This window comes from Nocardiopsis sp. CNS-639 (assembly GCF_000381685.1).
Taxonomy (GTDB): domain Bacteria; phylum Actinomycetota; class Actinomycetes; order Streptosporangiales; family Streptosporangiaceae; genus Nocardiopsis; species Nocardiopsis dassonvillei.
The window spans coordinates 1-18,016 of record NZ_KB906872.1 but is presented as its reverse complement, the minus strand read 5'-3'; the positions used below and the strand labels follow the sequence as shown (position 1 = coordinate 18,016).

General features: G+C 69.9%; 14 protein-coding genes, 1 tRNA gene, 1 rRNA gene and 1 pseudogene. 9 read left to right on the top strand and 8 right to left on the bottom strand.

Annotated features, from left to right (window positions below):
- Nucleotides 1-107 precede the first annotated feature (107 nt).
- The 7 genes from G011_RS0123310 to G011_RS0123280 all read left to right on the top strand — a co-directional run bounded on the left by G011_RS0123310 (nucleotide 108) and on the right by G011_RS0123280 (nucleotide 8,932).
- Nucleotides 108-662, top strand: coding sequence for an FHA domain-containing protein (locus G011_RS0123310; protein ID WP_026338579.1), 555 nt, complete (start codon nucleotides 108-110; stop codon nucleotides 660-662).
- Entirely contained in the window at nucleotides 659-2,008 is a 1,350-nt protein-coding gene (locus tag G011_RS0123305; protein WP_019610573.1) for a Stp1/IreP family PP2C-type Ser/Thr phosphatase, read from the top strand. Before G011_RS0123310 ends, G011_RS0123305 begins: the two co-directional genes overlap by 4 nt.
- 6 nt (nucleotides 2,009-2,014) lie before the next feature.
- Nucleotides 2,015-3,427, top strand: coding sequence for an FtsW/RodA/SpoVE family cell cycle protein (locus tag G011_RS0123300; protein ID WP_019610572.1), 1,413 nt, complete (start codon nucleotides 2,015-2,017; stop codon nucleotides 3,425-3,427).
- Nucleotides 3,424-4,878, top strand: coding sequence for a penicillin-binding protein 2 (locus tag G011_RS0123295; RefSeq protein WP_019610571.1), 1,455 nt, complete (start codon nucleotides 3,424-3,426; stop codon nucleotides 4,876-4,878). Before G011_RS0123300 ends, G011_RS0123295 begins: the two co-directional genes overlap by 4 nt.
- Nucleotides 4,878-6,386: a serine/threonine-protein kinase gene (locus G011_RS0123290; protein ID WP_026338578.1), complete on the top strand. Its 1,509-nt coding sequence runs from the start codon at nucleotides 4,878-4,880 to the stop codon at nucleotides 6,384-6,386. The genes G011_RS0123295 and G011_RS0123290 overlap by 1 nt, the downstream gene beginning before the upstream one ends.
- A 78-nt stretch (nucleotides 6,387-6,464) precedes the next feature.
- Entirely contained in the window at nucleotides 6,465-8,303 is a 1,839-nt protein-coding gene (pknB, locus tag G011_RS0123285) for a Stk1 family PASTA domain-containing Ser/Thr kinase (RefSeq protein WP_019610570.1), read from the top strand.
- 374 nt (nucleotides 8,304-8,677) lie between these two features.
- A complete protein-coding gene (locus G011_RS0123280; protein ID WP_013156232.1) occupies nucleotides 8,678-8,932 on the top strand; it encodes a cell division protein CrgA in 255 nt (84 codons plus the stop codon).
- Between the two features lie 290 nt (nucleotides 8,933-9,222).
- Here G011_RS0123280 and G011_RS0123275 read toward each other — a convergent pair whose 3' ends face one another.
- Both G011_RS0123275 and G011_RS0123270 read right to left on the bottom strand, forming a co-directional pair.
- Complete coding sequence (locus G011_RS0123275; protein WP_231391567.1) at nucleotides 9,223-10,143, bottom strand: rhomboid family intramembrane serine protease; 921 nt, start codon at nucleotides 10,141-10,143, stop codon at nucleotides 9,223-9,225.
- Between the two features lie 37 nt (nucleotides 10,144-10,180).
- Entirely contained in the window at nucleotides 10,181-10,705 is a 525-nt protein-coding gene (locus G011_RS0123270) for a peptidylprolyl isomerase (protein WP_013156230.1), read from the bottom strand.
- 405 nt (nucleotides 10,706-11,110) lie between these two features.
- On the opposite strand from G011_RS0123270, the gene G011_RS0123265 reads away from it, so the two are divergent.
- Nucleotides 11,111-11,743, top strand: coding sequence for a hypothetical protein (locus G011_RS0123265; RefSeq protein WP_026338576.1), 633 nt, complete (start codon nucleotides 11,111-11,113; stop codon nucleotides 11,741-11,743).
- A gap of 248 nt (nucleotides 11,744-11,991) precedes the next feature.
- On the opposite strand, the gene G011_RS0123260 is transcribed toward G011_RS0123265, so the two are convergent.
- The 5 genes and pseudogenes from G011_RS0123260 to G011_RS0123240 form a co-directional block, all read right to left on the bottom strand.
- On the bottom strand, nucleotides 11,992-12,633 hold the full coding sequence (locus tag G011_RS0123260; protein WP_019610566.1) for a DUF1707 and DUF4870 domain-containing protein: 642 nt from the start codon (nucleotides 12,631-12,633) through the stop codon (nucleotides 11,992-11,994).
- 362 nt (nucleotides 12,634-12,995) lie between these two features.
- A pseudogene (locus G011_RS32650) lies at nucleotides 12,996-13,316 on the bottom strand (WhiB family transcriptional regulator); the annotation flags it as partial.
- Between the two features lie 892 nt (nucleotides 13,317-14,208).
- Nucleotides 14,209-14,281: transfer RNA gene (locus G011_RS0123250), tRNA-Ala, on the bottom strand.
- A gap of 260 nt (nucleotides 14,282-14,541) precedes the next feature.
- Complete coding sequence (locus G011_RS32645) at nucleotides 14,542-14,664, bottom strand: DLW-39 family protein (RefSeq protein ID WP_014912962.1); 123 nt, start codon at nucleotides 14,662-14,664, stop codon at nucleotides 14,542-14,544.
- A gap of 183 nt (nucleotides 14,665-14,847) precedes the next feature.
- A complete protein-coding gene (locus tag G011_RS0123240) occupies nucleotides 14,848-15,705 on the bottom strand; it encodes a helix-turn-helix transcriptional regulator (protein WP_081643022.1) in 858 nt (285 codons plus the stop codon).
- 773 nt (nucleotides 15,706-16,478) lie between these two features.
- Here G011_RS0123240 and G011_RS0123235 point away from each other — a divergent pair.
- Entirely contained in the window at nucleotides 16,479-16,787 is a 309-nt protein-coding gene (locus G011_RS0123235) for a hypothetical protein (RefSeq protein ID WP_013156224.1), read from the top strand.
- A 965-nt stretch (nucleotides 16,788-17,752) separates the two neighbouring features.
- Here G011_RS0123235 and rrf read toward each other — a convergent pair.
- Nucleotides 17,753-17,868: ribosomal RNA gene (gene rrf, locus G011_RS0123220) — 5S ribosomal RNA — on the bottom strand.
- Nucleotides 17,869-18,016 lie beyond the last annotated feature (148 nt).

Here is an 18,016-nt window from a genome sequence, read left to right as displayed (position 1 = left end):
CTCCGCGAAGACCTGACCGATCGGGCACAATGGCCGCGGCCGCAGGCCGCGTCCAGCGACCTCGAGACTCACCGACCCGAAGGTGGGCAGACATGGTGGCGGCGCAGATGACCGCCATCCCGGCCGAAGCACGACAGGGGCTGAAGAGCAGTTCGATGTCCAACTTGACCCTCATACTGATCAAGATCGTGTATCTCGCGGGGCTTTGGCTGTTCGTCCTCACCGCGATCGGTGTGATCCGCACGGATCTCTTCGGCTCCAAGAAGAAGCCCCGGAGGAAACCGCGCCCGGCGGCGCCGCGCCGGGACCGGGACCCCTCCCCGTCGTACTCGTCGGCGCAGCCCGCCCGGCCGCCCCGCGCGCGCCGGAACGAGCCCACGGCGCTGGTCGTCACCCAGGGGTCGCTCAAGGGCACCAGCGTCGACCTGGCCTCGCAGCCCATCCTCATCGGACGCGCTCCGGACTCCACCCTCGTCATCACCGACGACTACGCGTCCGGCCGCCACGCACGCGTCTACTCCGACAACGGCCGCTGGTTCGTGGAGGACCTGAACTCGACGAACGGCACCTACCTCGGCCAGCAGAAGCTGAACCGCCCCCAGCCCATCACGGTGGGACAGCCCATCCGTATCGGCAAAACCGTCCTGGAACTGCGCAAATGACAATCGCTCTCCGATACGCGGCGTACTCCGACGTAGGATGCCTCCGCGAAGGCAACGAAGACTCCGGCTACGCCGGCCAGAACCTCCTCGCGGTCGCCGACGGCATGGGCGGTTACGCCGGCGGCGAGGTGGCCAGCTCCATCGCGATCTCCTCGATCCGCCGCCTCGACTCCGAGCCGCCCCGGTCCGACGAGATGGCCGAGGTGCTCCAGCGCGCCGTCGAGCAGGCCAACGCCTCCCTGTCGCGCAGGATCATGGAGGAGCCCCAGCTGGAGAACATGGGCACCACCCTGACGGCCATGCTCTGGGCCGGTCCGCGGGTGGCGCTCATCCACATCGGCGACTCCCGCGCCTACCTCATGCGCGGCCCCCGCTTCGAGCAGATCACCCACGACCACACCCTGGTGCAGACCCTGGTGGACGAGGGCAAGATCACCGAGGAGGAGGTCGCCACCCACCCGCAGCGCTCCCTCATCCTGCGCGCCCTGGACGGCAAGAGCCCGGTCGACCCCGACATCTCCATCAGCGAGGCCAAGGCGGGCGACCGCTACCTGCTCTGCTCCGACGGGCTCTCCGGCGTGGTCAGCAAGAAGACCATCCACGAGACCCTCGCCACCGAGGCCGACCCGCGCAGCGCGGCCAAGAAGCTCATCGAGCTGGCCATCCGCGGCGGCGGCCCGGACAACATCACCGCGGTCGTCGCCGACGTCATCGAGGCCGAGACCGACAGCGAGGGGCCCACCCGCACCTCCCAGGTGGTCGGCGCCGCGGACCAGCGCCGCGAGAACGTCGACCAGGGCAACGACACACCCGCCAGACGGGCGCAGGAACTGCGCGGGGGATCCGGCGACACCGCCGAGATGGACCCCGTCCGTGACGAGCCCGGCCCGGACGCCTACGCCGCGGGCGGCGCCTACCAGGAGTCCTACAACGGCGACTACGACGACTACGAGGCCCCGCCGGCCGACCGGCGGGGCCGTCCCGAACCCGAGTACCGCCGCAGGCGCTGGTGGCCGATGGTGCTGGTGTTCCTGGTCGTGGTCGCCGTCGTCGCGGGGGCCACGTACTACTTCGGCAGCCGCTACGTGAACAGCCAGTACTACGTGGGCCCCTCCCCCTCGGGGGACACCGTCAGCATCTACCAGGGCATCAACACCGACATCGCGGGCTTCAGCCTGTCGGAGGAGGTGGAGGAGACCGGGATCACCCTGGACTCGCTCTCGGAGGCCGACCGCGGATCGGTGGAGAACACCCTGCCCGCGGAGAGCCTGGACGACGCCCGGGCGAGCGTGGACGTGCTGAGCGAGGGTACGGCCGGGGCCCGGACCGAGGAAGGGTCCGGGTGAGCCCGAGTGAGTAAGGCTTCCGAACCCGAGGCGCCCACCGCGCTGCCACCCGTCAAGAGGCGCAACGCCGAACTGGTCCTCATCCTCTTCGCCATCGTCATCACCATGGCGGGCATCGCGATCGCGGGCGTCAACCTCAACGGCCAGGTACCCGGCGCGATGTGGACGGTGGGCCTGACCTTCGCGGCCCTGTCCGCCGCCGCGCACGTGGCGATGCGCTTCGTGGCGCCCTACGCCGACCCGCTGATCCTGCCCTGCGCGCTGTTCCTCAACGGCATCGGCGTGGCGATGATCTGGCGGATCCAGGCGGGCGAGGCCGAGGACATCGAGCGCGCCGGGGCCGGTTCGCAGGTGATGTGGACGGCGATCGGCCTGGTCCTGTGCTTCCTCATCATCATCTTCCTCAAGGACCCCAGGGTCCTCCAGCGCTACACCTACGTCAGCGGCCTGGTCGCGATCATCCTGCTCGCCCTGCCGATCGTTCCCGGCCTGGGCCAGGAGGTGTACGGCGCGCGGCTGTGGATCAGCCTCGGCCCGTTGGGCACCATGCAGCCGTCGGAGTTCGCCAAGATCGCCCTGGTGATCTTCCTGGCGTCCTATCTGATGAGCAAACGCCAGGTGCTCCAGATCGTCGGCAAGCCGATCAAGATCGGCCGCTTCACGCTCATCGAACTGCCCCGGGCGCGCGACCTGGCACCGATCCTGGTCGGCTGGGTGCTGGCCATCGGCATGCTGGTGCTCCTGCGCGACCTGGGCACCTCGCTGCTGCTCTTCGGCACGTTCCTGGCGATGCTGTACGTGGCCACCCAGCGCTCCTCGTGGGTGACCATCGGCCTGCTCCTGTTCGCTGCCGGGGCGTTCGTGGCCTACCTGCTCTTCTGGCACGTCCAGGCCCGCGTCAACATCTGGCTCAACGCCTTCGACCAGGAGGTGTACGAGGCGGTCGGCGGTAGCCAGCAGCTGGTGGAGGGGCTGGTGGGCATGGCCTACGGCGGCCTCTTCGGCACCGGCATCGGCGCGGGGGCCCTGTACGACACCTTCGCCGCCGACAGCGACCTCATCCTCGCCACGATCGGCGAGGAGCTGGGCCTGACCGGCCTGCTCGCCATCCTCATGGTGCTCGGCCTGTTGGTGGAGCGCGGCATGCGCATGGCGCTCGCGACCACCGGCGCGTTCAACAAGCTGCTGGCCAGCGGTGTCGCCTTCCTTCTCGCCTACCAGGTCTTCATCGTCCTGGGCGGCCTGACCCGGGTGATCCCGCTGACCGGCTCGACCACGCCCTTCATGGCGGCGGGCGGTTCCGCGCTGCTGGCGAACTGGATCATGATGGGGATCCTGCTCCGCATCAGCGACAACGCCAGGCGCCCAGCACCGCAGGCCATCCAGGACGAGGGCGCGACACAGGTGATCCGACGATGAACACACCGATCCGCAGACTCAGCATCTTCGCCTTCCTCCTGATCCTGATCCTGATGGCCAACGTCACCTGGCTCCAGGGCTTCCAGGCGCAGGCGATCAAGGACGACCCGCTCAACCGGCGCCAGTTCACCGAACGGCTCAGCGAGGCCCGCGGTCCCATCCTGGTCGCGGACGACAACGTGGCCTACTCGGACAACATCGCCGGCGAGGGCGAGCCCGCGGAGTTCCAGCGCATGTACGAGGGCGGCGGCCTGTACACGCCGATCGTCGGCTCCTTCCGCACCTACGGCGCCTCGGGCATCGAACTCACCGAGAACTCGCTGCTCGACGGCAGCGACGACCGGCTGGCGGTGCGCAACTTCCGCGACATCATCACCGGCCGCGAGCCCGAGGGCGCCCAGGTCCAGCTCACCCTGGACCCGGAGGTGCAGCAGGCGGGCTACGAGGCCTTCCAGGGCCTGGGCGACAAGAACGGCGCGGCCGTGGCGCTCGACCCCAGCACCGGGGCGATCCTGGGCGCGGTGTCCTACCCGTCCTACGACGCCAACGAGGTCGTCAGCATCACCGACATCGACTCGGCCGTCACCAACTACACGGAGCTGGAGGCCGACCCGCGCAAGCCGCTGCTCAACCGGGCCCTCCACGAGTTCTACCCGCCGGGCTCGACGTTCAAGGTGGTGACCGCCGCGGCGGCCATGGAGCACATGGGCGCCACCCCGGAGACCACCCAGGAGGCGCCCGACGTGCTGGAGCTGGGCGGCACGCTGCCCAACGCCACCCCGGGCGGGACCTGCAACGGCGGCCAGCCCGACACCCTGGCGCACTCGATCCAGATCTCCTGCAACACCTCGATGGCCAACTGGGCTATCGAGATGGGCGGCGAGGCCCTGTCGGAGCAGGCCACCGCCTTCGGGTTCAACCGCGAGGAGGAGCTGACGGTCCCGCTGTCGGTGATCCCGAGCAGCGCCCCGGTGGAGACCGACCGCAACATCCTGGGCCGCGCCGGCATCGGCCAGTCCAACGTGCAGGCGACCCCGCTCCAGATGGCGATGGTCGCCGCGGGCGTGGCCAACTCGGGTGAGGTCATGAAGCCCTACGCGGTGGACACCGTGCGCGACTCGGACCTGTCCGTGGTCACCCAGACCAGCCCGGAGAGCTACTCACAGGCGGTCAGCGCCAGCACGGCCGAGTCCCTCACCGAGATGATGACCCTGGTGACCGGCCCGGGCGGCTCGGGTACCAACGCGGCCATCTCCGGCATGGAGGTCGCGGGCAAGACCGGTACCGCCGAGACCGGTGACGGAAGCCCCACCCACAACTGGTTCATCGGCTTCGCCCCGGCTGACGACCCGCAGGTCGCGGTCGCGGTCGTGGTCGAGTACGGCGGCGGCAGCGGCAACGAGCTGGCCGCGCCGATCGCCCGGCAGATGATGGAGGCAGTGGTTCAGTAGTGAGCGCCTACGAACCGTCTTCCCAGAACGGTCCCGGTGACCTCACCGGGACCGTTCTGAGCGACCGTTACCGCCTGGAGGAGCAGGTGGGCTCCGGTGGCATGGGCACGGTCTGGAAGGCCACCGACACCCTGCTCAACCGGCCCGTGGCGGTCAAGCTGCTGCACCCCTCCCAGATGGCCGAGCCCACGGCCAGGGAACGGTTCCGCACCGAGGGCCGGATCACCGCCGGCCTCTCCCACCCCGGGATCGCCCAGGTCTACGACTACGGCGAGGAGAACGGCCGCGCCTTCCTGATCATGGAACTCGTGGTCGGCGAACCGCTCTCGCAGGTCCTGCGCGAGCAGGGCCACCTCAGCGCGGACCAGACCCTGGACTTCGTGTACCAGGCGGCCAAGGCCCTGGCCGCCGCGCACGCGCGCGGCGTGGTGCACCGCGACATCAAGCCGGGCAACCTGCTGGTCACCCCGGACGGCCAGCTCAAGCTGACCGACTTCGGCATCGCCCGCGGCGACATGTCGGTCACCCTCACCCAGACCGGCATGGTCATGGGCACCGCCCAGTACATCTCCCCCGAGCAGGCCTCGGGCAGGCCCGCGACCTCCTCCTCTGACCTGTACGCCCTCGGCGTGGTGGCCTACGAGTGCCTGGCCGGAACACCGCCGTTCACCGGCGACACCCCGGTGGCGCTGGCCCTGGCGCACACCCGCGACGAGCCGCCGGAACTGCCCGAGGACGTGCCCGACGACGTCAACCACCTGGTGTCCTCCCTCCTGCTGAAGGAGCCCGAGGAGCGGCCCGCGTCGGCCAGCGAGGTCGCGCACACGGCCGCGGTGATCCGCTCCAACGCCGGAACCGGTCCGCCCACACCCTCCACCGGGTTCCAGGGGATGGCGCAGACCGCCGTGGTGGGAGCGGTGACCGGACCCGGATCCGGCTCGATGACGTACCGGACCGGGGGGCAGCCGACCGCCGTCGCCGGTCAGGAGGACGCGTCGGCTAGGCTGGCCGGGGCACCGGAGCGGCGCCGCCGCGTCAGCGTGCCCGTGATCCTCGCGGCCGCGGCCGCGGCGATCATCATCGCGGCCGCGGTGGTGGCCGGATTCCTGTCCAACGGGAGGTCCGAGGTGGGCAACATGCGCGACACCGTCGATCCTCCTGCGGCGACCCCTTCCTCCTCCCCGGAGGAGACCGAGGAGCCCGTGGAGTCCGCCCCGGCGGACGTCCCCGTGGCCCCGGAGGGTGACACCGGTTGGAACACCGGGCCGCAGGACCCGGTGGGGAGTCCGAGCCCCTCTCCGGACGAGGACGCCGAGGAGAGCGACGCCCCCGAAGACGGTGAGGACGACGACTCCGAGGACGGCCAGAGCCCTCCGCCCGACCCCGGCACGGGTGAGACCCCGGAGCCCCCGCCGAACAACGGCGGCGGAAACAACGGCGGTGACGACGGCAGTGGCGGTAGCAACGGCGGCGGAAACGGCGGCGGAGAAGAAGTAGGCACCATCTAGAGACCGTGAGCGAGAGACGTTCAGGGTAGGCGGCGGCCCGCGGGCGGCCTCCGGAAGACACGAGGATCACTACACGACATGTCCCAGCCCCGGCTCCTCGGCGGACGCTACGAGCTCGACACCATCGTCGGGCGCGGCGGCATGGCCGAGGTCTACCGCGCACGCGACCTGCGTCTCGACCGGCTCGTCGCCATCAAGACCCTCCGACACGACATGGCTCGCGACCACGTCTTCCAGGCCAGGTTCAGACGGGAGGCGCAGTCCGCCGCCTCCCTGAACCACCCGGCCATCATCGCGGTGTACGACACCGGCGAGGACATGATCGACGGGGTGTCCATCCCCTACATCGTCATGGAGTACGTGGACGGGCGGACCCTGAAGGAGCTGCTGGACGACGACCGCCGCCTCCTGCCGGAGCGCTCGGCGGAGCTGGTCGACGGCATCCTCAAGGCGCTGGAGTACAGCCACGACAACGGGATCGTCCACCGCGACATCAAGCCCGCGAACGTGATGCTGACCCGCAACGCCGACGTCAAGGTGATGGACTTCGGCATCGCCCGGTCCATGGACGACAACCAGGCGACGATGACGCAGGCCTCCCAGGTGATCGGTACCGCCCAGTACCTGTCCCCGGAGCAGGCGCGCGGCGAGCGGGTGGACCCGCGCAGCGACATCTACTCCACCGGCTGCGTGCTCTACGAGCTGCTCACCGGCCGTCCGCCGTTCACGGGCGACTCGCCCGTCTCGATCGCCTACCAGCACGTGCGGGAGGAGCCGGTCCCGCCGAGCGAGATCGACCCCCAGATCCCCCACTGGCTGGAGGACGTCACCCTCCGGGCGATGACCAAGAACCGCGAGGAGCGGTACCAGAACGCGGCTGAGATGCGCGCCGACATCCAGCGCGGCCTGGCGGGGATGCCCACCCAGGCGGGCACCATGGCCATGGCCGCCGCCGGCGCCACGACGGCGATGCCGCCCGCGCCCGCCGAGCGGTACGACGACTACGACGATTACGACGACGACTACGACGACCGCTACGACGACCGCGGGAAGGACGGCCGCGGCAAGACCGCGCTGTGGGTCCTGCTGGGCGTCGGCGTGATCGCCTCCCTGATCCTGGTGTTCGTGCTGATGAACCTGGGCGGAGGGGATCCCGAGACGCAGACCGCCGCGGTGCCGGACGTGGCGGGGTCCACCGTCGCGGAGGCCCAGTCCTCCCTCAGCGAGGCGGGCTTCGAGAGCGTCACCCAGGAGCAGCAGGCGAGCCAGGACGTCGAGGAGGGCCAGGTCATCGAGACCGACCCGCCCGCCGGCGACGAGGTCCCGGTGGACGAGGAGATCGTCCTGTACGTCTCCAGCGGCCCGGACGCCCTGGAGATCCCGTCCGTGCAGGGCCAGTCCGAGTCCGACGCGACCGGCACCCTGAACGACGCGGGCTTCGAGAACGTCACCTCCGAGCAGAGGGCGGACGACAGCGTGCCCGAGGGCCAGGCGATCGGCACCGACCCGGCCGCCGGGGAGGCGGTCGCGCCGGACACCGACATCACGCTGCTGATCTCCTCCGGCCCCAACCAGGTGCAGGTGCCCGACCTGGTCGGCATGACCCGCGACGGCGCGGAGTCGGCGCTGGCGCAGAGGGACCTGAGCGCCTCCTTCTCCGAGGAGCCGAGCACGGAGGGCCCGGTCGGCACGGTCATCCGGCAGGACCCGGGGCCGGGGCAGAACGTGGCGCCCGGGAGCACGGTGAACGTCGTGCTCGCGGTCGAACCGGCCACGCAGGGGCCGCCGACCGGCGGTGACGACGGCGGCGAGTCCCCTCCGGATGGCGGCGAGACCCCTCCCGACGGTGATGACGGGGGCCAGACCCCGCCCGGCGGTGACGACGGCTTCGAGTTCCCGTCCATGCGCAGGGACTGAACGGACAGCGCGTGACGGCGGGCCGCTTCCGTGCGAGGGCACGGGGCGGCCCGCCGTCGTGTGCGGGGCACGTCCAGGGCGGAGGGCACCCGCCGTGGACGTGGGCCCCGGACCGTACGGGGTCGTCCCCGCACAGCCCGGGGGAGCGGCGGCCCGCATCGACGGAAGTCGGCTCCCTTCACCCGCGAGGCCGCGGGGCGGGCGTCGGCCCGCGCGCGGGTCGGCGGGGGGAGCGCCCGGCCGCCGGGGAGCACGACCCGGCGCCTCCGGAACCTGACGCGGATCCGGTACGTCCCGCCGGTGACGGGGGCTCCCCCCGGGGCGTAGACTGTGTTCTCGTTCAGGAACCCGCCCCACGTACTGGAGCAGCGACCGTGCCCAAGTCCCGCAGCGATCGCAAGAAGAAGGCCGTCTACACGCCGCCTCCTTCGAAGGAGAAGCCCAAGGTCAGTCCGCGCTGGCTGGCACCGGCGATGCTCGGCTTCTTCACGCTGGGCATCCTGTGGATCGCCGTCTACTACATCGCGGGCAGCCAGATCCCCTACATGCAGGACTGGCAGAACTGGAACCTGCTGATCGGCTTCAGCGGCATCATCGTGGCCGTCATCCTGTCCACGCGCTGGCACTGACCCCCCGACCGGGCGGTCGGATCGCCCGGCAACGGCGGCGGACCCTCCTCCGGGTGCTCTCCACTGGCATGTCCACACCCGGGTGAACAGCAACGACACGGGTTTTCCACAAAGTTATCCACAGGCTGTGGGTAGCTCTCTTCGGCATGCCCGCACACAGGGGTTCGGAGGCCGCGCGGGGATGTCCGCCGGGGCGGGGGGAGTCGTCGCACGGCCCCTTGGCGGCGCGGGGACGTCCGCGGACGCCGGGGCCCGGAGGAGGGCTCCTCCGGGCCCCGACCTCTCCGCCGTCAGCGGAGGATGATCAGCGGCGCCGTGACCACCAGGGCCACGAGCAGGGCGGCGAACGCCGCCGCCAGCAGGACGTGTGTGACCGTACGGGCACGGTTCCCGGCGGACCTGCCGGGCAGGTAGGCGAACACGGCGCCGAGCACGAGCCCGGCGACCAGCCCGCCGATGTGCGCGGTCCACGAGATGTTGGGGACCACGAAGGTCAGCACGAGGTTGACCACCAGCAGGACGCCGATCATGCGCAGGTCCAGGCGCAGCCGCCTGCCGATGACGAGCACCGCCCCGAACAGGGCGAAGACCGCTCCGGAGGCGCCGACCGAGAACTGGTTGGGTTCCGCCAGGAGGCTGAGCACCGATCCCGCGAGCGCGCCGAGCACCCACAGGGTCAGGAAGCGGACGTGTCCCAGCCAGCGCTCCAGCTGCGTTCCCAGCAGGTACATGGCGTACCCGTTGAACAGCAGGTGGAAGATACTGCCGTGCAGGAACGCGGCCGTGAGGAGCCGGTACCACTCGCCCGGGAGCACCCCGAGCAGGGTTCCGTCCTCGACCCGGCCGATGCCGAGCATGGCGAACTCCCAGACCAGCGGCGAGGCACCCGCCTGCCCGATCGGGGTGGACGTACCCAGCTGGGCGAGGAACCCGGCCACCATCATGCCGAGGATCGTCCAGGTGACGTACGGCTTGGCGACGGCCCTGCCCCCGAAGGCGGTCCTGGCCCGGCGCACCCCGCGGTTCCCCTCCGAGACGCACCCGGGGCACTGGAAGCCCACGGACGCCTCGACCATGCAGTCCGGGCAGATCGGCCGCTCGCACCTGCTGCAGCTGACCCCCGTCTCCCTGTCGGGGTGGCGGTAGCAGGTGCGCGGGGCCGGGCGCTCCGGCTCCGGAGCCGCTCCGGACGGCGGTGGGGATGCGGTCATGGGCGGGTTCCTCCTCGGAGCCGGGGCGCCGTCACCGCTATCGGGTGATCTCGACGCTGTTGATCACCACGTCCTCGCGGGGACGGTCCTGGGAGTCGGTCTCGACCTGGGAGATCGCGGTGACCACGTCGTCCCCCTCGACGACCTCGCCGAAGATGGTGTGGCGGCCGTCGAGCCAGTACGGCTTGTCCACGGTGACGAAGAACTGCGAGCCGTTGGTGCCGGGGCCCGCGTTGGCCATGGCCAGCAGGAACGGGCGGTCGAAGCGCAGGTTCGGGTGGATCTCGTCCTTGAACTTGTAGCCGGGGCCGCCGCGGCCGGTGCCGAGCGGGTCGCCGCCCTGGATCATGAAACCGTCGATGACACGGTGGAAGATCGTGCCCTCGTAGAGGCTGCTGTTGGAGGGCTTGCCCGTGGTGGGGTCCACCCACTGCTTCGAGCCCTCGGCCAGACCGATGAAGTTGGCGACCGTCTCCGGCGCCTCCTTCTCGAACAGCCTGATGACGATGGTTCCCTTGGAGGTGTTCAGCCGCGCGGTGGGCTGAGCCGTGGAGTCGGACACCTACGTGCCTTTCGGTCGACTTCGTTTACGTGCTCACGTTACCCGTCCGTCCCCCGGGCTCGTCCTGGATCCGCCGCGGTCGCGCGACGTCCGGGCAGCACGCCGGTCCCGCGCCCACCGCGCCCGGGACTCCGTCCGCTTCGGGACGGGCTCCTTTCACCCTGGGAACCCGACCGACCCCGGAGGGTGGTCACCCCTCCTCCGGGGCCCGCCGTTCGCGGCGGGGGGGGGGGGGGAAAACCCTCGGCCGGTGTCGAAACGAAGATCACACACGGAGAGGACGTATGTTGAGATAACACCCGGGTAACGGGTAAGGACGACGGAGAAACCATCCGTGTGGCGTCGAGCGTCGGCCGCACCGGGTGGAGACCGCAGAACCGGTGAACGACCGAAGGAGCTGACGACGTGCCTATCTCTTCCAAGCGACTCAAGGCACGCAAGAAAGAGACTGAGGCGAGCTTGGCTCGCCTGCAGGGCATGGCCCGGGAGAAAGCCCGGGAACAGGCCGAACGGTTTGGTCCGTACGCCGACCAGGCACGTGACCAGGCCGCTCTGAAGCTCCTCCAGGCGCGCGGCTGGACCGCACCCCGGCTGGAGAACGCCGCGCTGCGCGTGGAGGACACCGTGGCACCGCGGGTCGCCGAGGTGCTCACCGCGGCCGCCCACCGCGTGGACCCGAACCCGGGTCGCCGCGGGCTCAGGCTGCTCCGGCGGGGCAACCGCCGGGTTCCCCGGGGGGCCCTGATCGGCGGCGCCGCCGTGGTCGGCGGCATCGTCGTGTACTCGCTGGTCCGCATGCGCCAGGCGGCCCAGGACGCCGAGTGGCAGGAGCACCTGGACCAGGCGCGCGACCAGGTCCGCGAGACGCGGGAGAACCTGGAGGAGCGGGCCTCGGCGACGGCGGAGAAGGCCGCGGAGGCCGCGGAGGAGACCGCCAAGGCGGCCAAGACCGCGAAGAACAAGACCAAGGAGACCGTTCGCACCGCCGCGGGCGAGAACCGGGCCAAGGAGAACGGCAAGCCCGGCCACCAGGGCTGATCGCGGGAGCGACGAGAGACGGACAGCCGTGCCGTGCGGGGGAGACCCCGCCCCCGGACTGGCTACCCTCCCTCCGCCGGGACGGATTCCCTCCGTCCCGGCTTCGTCGTGTCGGGGGCGTGTCCGCGGGCGGGATGAGCGCGGACCGCCGCGCCCGGCTCCGGGGCGTCCGTGCGGTCCGCGGTGCGCGGCTCCGGGGCGTTCGGAGGCGGCTCCCCGACCGCCCCGCCCCGTCTCCGGCCGGGCCCTCAGGAGTCCTTGAGGACGCGCAGGATCAGGGGGTAGCGCCAGTCGTTGCCCAAGAGGCTGGAGATGCTGGCGACGACCGGGAGGATCGCCCAGCCCAGGGCGACCGCCAGCGTCACCAACAGGGGCGCGACGAGCCAGAACAGGGCCAGGCTCGTGAGTCCGGCGATGACGCAGAAGAGCTGGAAGTTGAGCGACTCCATGGCCTGGCGCCGCACGTAGGGCGAGATCCTGTCGCTCACGAGGAGGAGCAGGAGGGGCGCGATGACGGGGAGGAAGTAGTTCCCCGCGTGCCCGACCGCGGCCACGACCCGGTCGACCGGGGTGCTCGGCAGGGGCTCACGTGAGTCGGTCCTCTGGCGGCCCCCTTGGCCGGTGAACCGGCCGAACGGGCCGGGGGCCGCCTGGGGCGTCCCCGCCGGGGTGACGCCCAGGTCCTCGGTGAGGGGGACCAGGTCGGCCCCGAACTTGGCCCGCATGGCCCTGTCGGTGCGCTCGTCGAGCTCCTCCTCGTCGAGCTGGCCGCGGCCGAAGGCCTCCTGGAGAACCGTGATCGCGGCGTCGCGTTCGGCGTCGGTGAGGCGGATCTGCGGCCTGGCCTGCGGTTCCCAGGGGCGCCTCGCCGGATACTGAGGGTCCTGCACAGCCACTCCCACTCCCAACGGCGACGGGAGTACGGCACGGATCGGCCGTACTCCCCTCATGATGCGCCATAGGAACGGCCACGGCTATCGGGGCCGTCCCTGATCCTCCCCTGATCCGGTCCTCCCCCTTTCGGTGGAGGCCGCATCGACTTTCGTCTGTCGGGTTCCCGGCTGTCAGGCCGCCGGGCCTCCGGGGCCCAAGGCCCCGGGCCGCTGGGGCTCCCCTCCCCGGGAGCCCGTCGTCACCGGGCGGCGACGGCGGAGGGCATCCCGGTCGGGACCGGCGCGACGACCCTGGCCGGAGCCGTGACCGGGTCCGGAGCCGACGTCGGTTCCGGGTCGGGGGAGGAGGCCAGGGCCGGGGCCGCGGCCGGGTCCGGAGAGGTCGAGGGCTCCTGCTCCGCCTGCTCCCGCTCGTACTGGCGCTCGGCGCTGGTGAGCAGTTCGTACCAGTTGGTGACGTCCTTGCGCCGACGCAGCAGGGCGCGGCGCTCGCGCTCGGTCATGCCTCCCCAGACACCGAACTCGATACGGCTGTCCAACGCCTCCGCCAGGCATTGTGTCCGGACCGGACAGCCCCGGCAGATCAGTTTGGCGCGGTTCTGCGCAGCGCCCTGCACGAACAGCGCGTCCGGGTCGATCTCGCGGCATTTGGCACGGGCCGCCATCTTCTCATTCCACATGTTGCCCCACTCCCAAGATCAGCATGTGTGGTGATCGGAATCCGCCGACTGGCGCGACCGCCGGCGGGTGAGGAGAAGCGGGCCGATCCGAGGACGGTGTCACGAGGCCGGGCGGGGGCCGCCAGGCTCGTCTTCGGGGGTCGATCGTTTCGGCGCGCTGTCTTCCTCGTTGTCGCTGGTGTCGAAACTACGGTTCGTCCCAGTTCACCAACAGACCCCAAGAGGCCTATTTCTCATATGGCCCAGTAGGACCATTGCACTAAGGGGAAGTGTCATCATACACACACGCAGAGTAACTGCATATGGTAGAGGCGAGCCCGATGCGCGAAGACGTGAAGACACCACCCCGGCTTTCCATTACACGGGTGATGACCTGCGGATTCATAGTGCCTGACCGGTGGGACCGGGTACCCGGACGCGACCGGGCGAAGTGGACTCTGCGTCATCCATGTCACCCGAACGGGCTATACGGACCCCACGGTCGTACGTACCGTGCGACCACACCCGCGCCCCATTTCCCACCTTGACGGACGAACCGGAACTACCGAATAGTAACAAAAGCAGTTCCGTGGACTTCGGCGGTGGAAGAGCCTTTACGGGTTGACGCGAAACGCCCATTCCGCTTTTTCGTGACGTATCTTCCGAGAGCCGCGCAGCCCGCACGGGGGGCCGCAAGCCCCTCCGGCCAGAGCCCGGTGCGGACCCGGCCGGTTCCGCGAGCGGCTCGCCGCGCGGGCTCCCGGGAGCCCGCGGGAGGGGTGCCCCCGGGCCTCACCGAGACGACGGGGCCCGGCCACCACACGGCCCGCGTCCGGTCCGGCCACCCGCGACAGAAAACGGGGACCCCCGTAGGGAGTCCCCGTCACAGCGCCTGATCCGCGCTTTTCCTGGGTGGAGCCAAGGGGAGTCGAACCCCTGACCTCCGGTATGCAAAACCGGCGCTCTGCCAGCTGAGCTATGGCCCCATGAACCCGGGCGCGAGCCCTGGTCACTCTGGAGAGCATACCTTCATCGGAGGGCGGTCCCGCTCACCCGGCCGGGATCCCGCGCACGGAGCCACGGTTCGCAGCTCGGGAGCAGCACAAAGCCGTGGGTCGCACCTCGGGATCATCGGCCCACCCACGTCTTCGTGTCACTCACGAGCGGGCCGGGACGGCTCTCGCCGGTCCCCGGTTCGCCCTGTGGAAGCTCCACGGCCGCGCAGGGCGGCCAGGAGACCCGTCGGTCAGCTCTCGCTGGCCGCCGTGGCCTCGGTCCACAGGTCGAGCTCGGCGCGGTCCGCCTGGATCTTGCGGTAGACGGCGAAAGCCCCGAGGGCCACCAGCGCCAGAACGATGATCTTCTTCACTGTCTGGACCCTTTCGTTGATCCGGTGCGTCAACGCGGGCTCCCGTCCGGGACGGGGGCTCCGCGGAGAACTTTATGAGGTTGTCACCAAGCAGACTAGCAAGCCGTCGGGAGCGGTCCCCGCCACAGTGGACCGATTTCCACCAACTTCTGAGCCCGATACGTGAGGAGCGCGAGCGAGGCCTCAGGTCAGCAGCGCCATCCGACGGAGAATGCCCAGGCTGACCTGCGGAGAAGCAGCAATCCGCGTGAGTTCGGACCACACCCTCTTGCAGACCGCGACCGACTCCTCCGCCTCCACGATGGAGCCGCCCTGGGTGGCCTCGACGTAGGCCAGGGCGGCCTCGTCCTCGTCGAACTCCAGGACGGAGAAGGGTCCGGCGACGCCGGGGTGCGGGCCCGCCGAGGTCGGCAGCAGCTGGACCGTCACCCGATCGGACCCGGTGGCCAGCTCCACGATGCGGTTGGTCTGCGCGCGCAGCAGTTCCCGGTTTCCGGACACCCGCTGGAGGGCGTCCTCCTCGACGATGGCGTGGTAGCGGACGAGGCTTCCGGAGGAGCCGAGGTCGGGGCCGCCGTGGTCCAGGACCTCCTGGCGCTTGAGGTAGGCGGCCACCATGCGTTCGACGGTGCGCTCGCCGTGGCCCAGGGCCCGCGCCACCGCCGCGGTGTAGTCGGGCACCTGGAGGAGGTCGGGGACGAGTATGCCCGCGTAGGACTGCACGGAGACGGCGCCCGCCTCGTTGCCCACGTACGCGGAGGACAGGACGTCCTCGTACTCGGTCCACCAGGGGCGCAGGCGCGACTCCCGGACGAGGGTCAGGATGGCCTCCCGCTGCCCCCCGGTGACGCCGTACAGGCGCAGGAGGGCGGAGATCTCCATGACCGACGGCCACTTGCGGATGCCGGTCTCGATGTGTCCGAGCTTGGCCGGGGACCACTCCAGCTCGTCCGCGACGTCGCTGAGGGTCATACCCGCCCGTACGCGGTGGCGGCGGAGTTCGGCGGACAGCCGTCGACGACGGACCGTGGGGCTGGTCATAACGATGATCCCATGACGCAGAGTGGCGGAGGTGTACCACAAGCGAAACACGCCACCTAGCATCTAGCAATGAGTTTCTAGAAAACAGCTGCCGATTCGATGCATTACGGAGGGCGAAAACCCGGGCGGTGGAACGGCAAACCCGTCTTTCGTCATGAGGGCCGAGGACCGGGGAAGCCCTGGAGGGGGATTGGGTGGGAGAGCGAAGCGGTGTCGAAGGCGGACGAGGTCCCGGGGGTGACAGGGGCGCGGAGCTGGGGATGGAAACGGAACGGGAAGTGGCGGCGAAGGCGTGGGCAGAACAGGGGCGGGGGCGAAGACGAGTGGCGGGCAGGACGTGGAAAGCTGAAGGAGGGGATGTAAGGATGTTTCTCTAGGAACTTGAGAAACAGGAGCAACGGGAACCACAGGGGTACCAGTAATAACAAGCGCACCAGACAAGCGCACCAGGAATCACATCAGCCGCCGGTTCCTGGGACCTTCGCGAGATTCGGGTTCCCAGAACACGGCCGAAAATCCGGGGGAGGCCGTGACCGCTGGCGCCCCGGATCTGACCGCCTGGCCCAGGGCCGCGATCCGGCGGACCCGGTGTCCTCAGCGGAGCGGTGGCCTGAGAGCCGCGGCGTCCCAGAGGCTCGGTGATGCCAGGGACGGGAGCACCGCCTGCTTACTCCTGTCCTGTATGTCTCACCTTGATGCCAGCGTGGAGAAACCGCGTACGATGCTTGAGGTGCCTGCTTCGGCGGGCGTAACCATACACATAGAGGAAATCCATGAGCTACCCCATTGACGACGCCGAGCAGCTGATCGCGAACGCGGAGGCGGAGATGCCGCCGAGCACGCGCTCCCGTCTCATCGCGAAACTCCGGATGGGGAAGCACATCGACGAGGCCGCGGCCGAACTCGACGTCAGCCCGGCCCAGGTCTTCTCGACCGGCCGCATCCTCACGGCCTTCGGCGACCAGCTCGACTTCACGCTCACCGAGCAGCGTGACCCCTCCCTGCCGCACGGGACCGTCACCGGGTACAACAAGCGGTGCCGGTGCCCCGATTGCCGGGGAGCGCTCCAGCAGCGCGTCTGAGGCCCTGTCGGGGGTGTTCCGAGGCACCGCCGGAAGTGGAGAGCGGAGCCGGGGCGAACGCCCGGCTGACGTGGTGTCGAACGTGGTGTCGAACGCCCGACCGTTCCCGCGTCGCGTCCCGGTGTCCCGTACGTCCTGTCCGCCCCGCGGTGGGAGCGGTCGGGGACAGGTTTCGGTTTCTTTCGGCTGAGGCCGTGAGTGTGATCCGGTAGGTCCTTCAGGCGATCCGGCGGGAACCCCAAGTCTTCGGGGACCAAGCCGACCACCTGCGCTAACGCCTCGTTAACCGAGACTTCCCGAACCAATACGGCGAACACAGGCTTATCAGCCCCGGGTTGGGGAAAATCGCAGACCATGAACGAGTACGTGGACTGGTCGGCGATGAGCGAAGAAGACTTCTTTGCGCTGCTGCGGCAGCTCATCGACATTCCGGAAGCCGACGAGGACTGACCAGAGGCCGTCCCCGACGCGGGTCCCCCGCCCCTCTCACCCCCGGGCGCACGACGAGGCCGTGACCGCGGTGTTCAGCGTGCGCCGAGCAGGGGCCTCCGTGACTCGCGCCTCCGGGTTGCGCTCCCTGTCGTGCCTGTCGTCGGGTCCGGCGAGGAGGACGAGCACGCCCTGCGGCCGTCTGCGCCGTGACGAGAGTCCGCTCCTCGTCCTGGTCCGTGGCCCCGATAGCGGAAACGTGCCACGTCCCGTCTCCTGGGGCACAGTGTCAGCCCGTGCGTCTCCCAGCGGGGGACTGGTGTGGGTTGTCCACAGGACACAAGACGCTCTGGCCCCGCCACCCCCACACCCGGTTGACTAGAACACGGGGGGCCCACCCCCACCCCCGCACCCCCACACACCCCCGCGTTCACAAACGCACAAACACCACCACAAAAAAGAGGCCGCCCCCACCGACAACCCCACACAAAAAAGAAGAGGGGCCGCCCCACAAGGCGACCCCCCTCAACGAAAAACCGTGGCAGCGACCTACTCTCCCACCCCACCACAGGGCAGTACCATCAGCGCAAAGAGACTTAACGACCGGGTTCGGAAAGAGACCGGGTGTGACCCTCCAGCAATAACCACCACGGAAACCACACACCACCCACCCGACTCCACCCACCCCCAAGAGGCAGGGAATCACCGTGAGCAGCAAGCTCCGTGAAAAATGTGCGCGAACATCCAATTATCTGCAGCGGACAAGCCCTCGGCCTATTAGTACCGGTCAGCTCCACCCC

Excerpts from the sequence above, each read along its gene's own strand:
- G011_RS0123310 (WP_026338579.1), top strand. The coding sequence starts at position 108 with ATGACCGCCATCCCGGCCGAAGCACGACAGGGGCTGAAGAGCAGTTCG.
- G011_RS0123305 (WP_019610573.1), top strand. The coding sequence starts at position 659 with ATGACAATCGCTCTCCGATACGCGGCGTACTCCGACGTAGGATGCCTC.
- G011_RS0123295 (WP_019610571.1), top strand. The coding sequence starts at position 3,424 with ATGAACACACCGATCCGCAGACTCAGCATCTTCGCCTTCCTCCTGATC.
- pknB (WP_019610570.1), top strand. The coding sequence starts at position 6,465 with ATGTCCCAGCCCCGGCTCCTCGGCGGACGCTACGAGCTCGACACCATC.
- G011_RS0123275 (WP_231391567.1), bottom strand. The coding sequence starts at position 10,143 with ATGACCGCATCCCCACCGCCGTCCGGAGCGGCTCCGGAGCCGGAGCGC.
- G011_RS0123240 (WP_081643022.1), bottom strand. The coding sequence starts at position 15,705 with ATGACCAGCCCCACGGTCCGTCGTCGACGGCTGTCCGCCGAACTCCGC.
- G011_RS0123235 (WP_013156224.1), top strand. The coding sequence starts at position 16,479 with ATGAGCTACCCCATTGACGACGCCGAGCAGCTGATCGCGAACGCGGAG.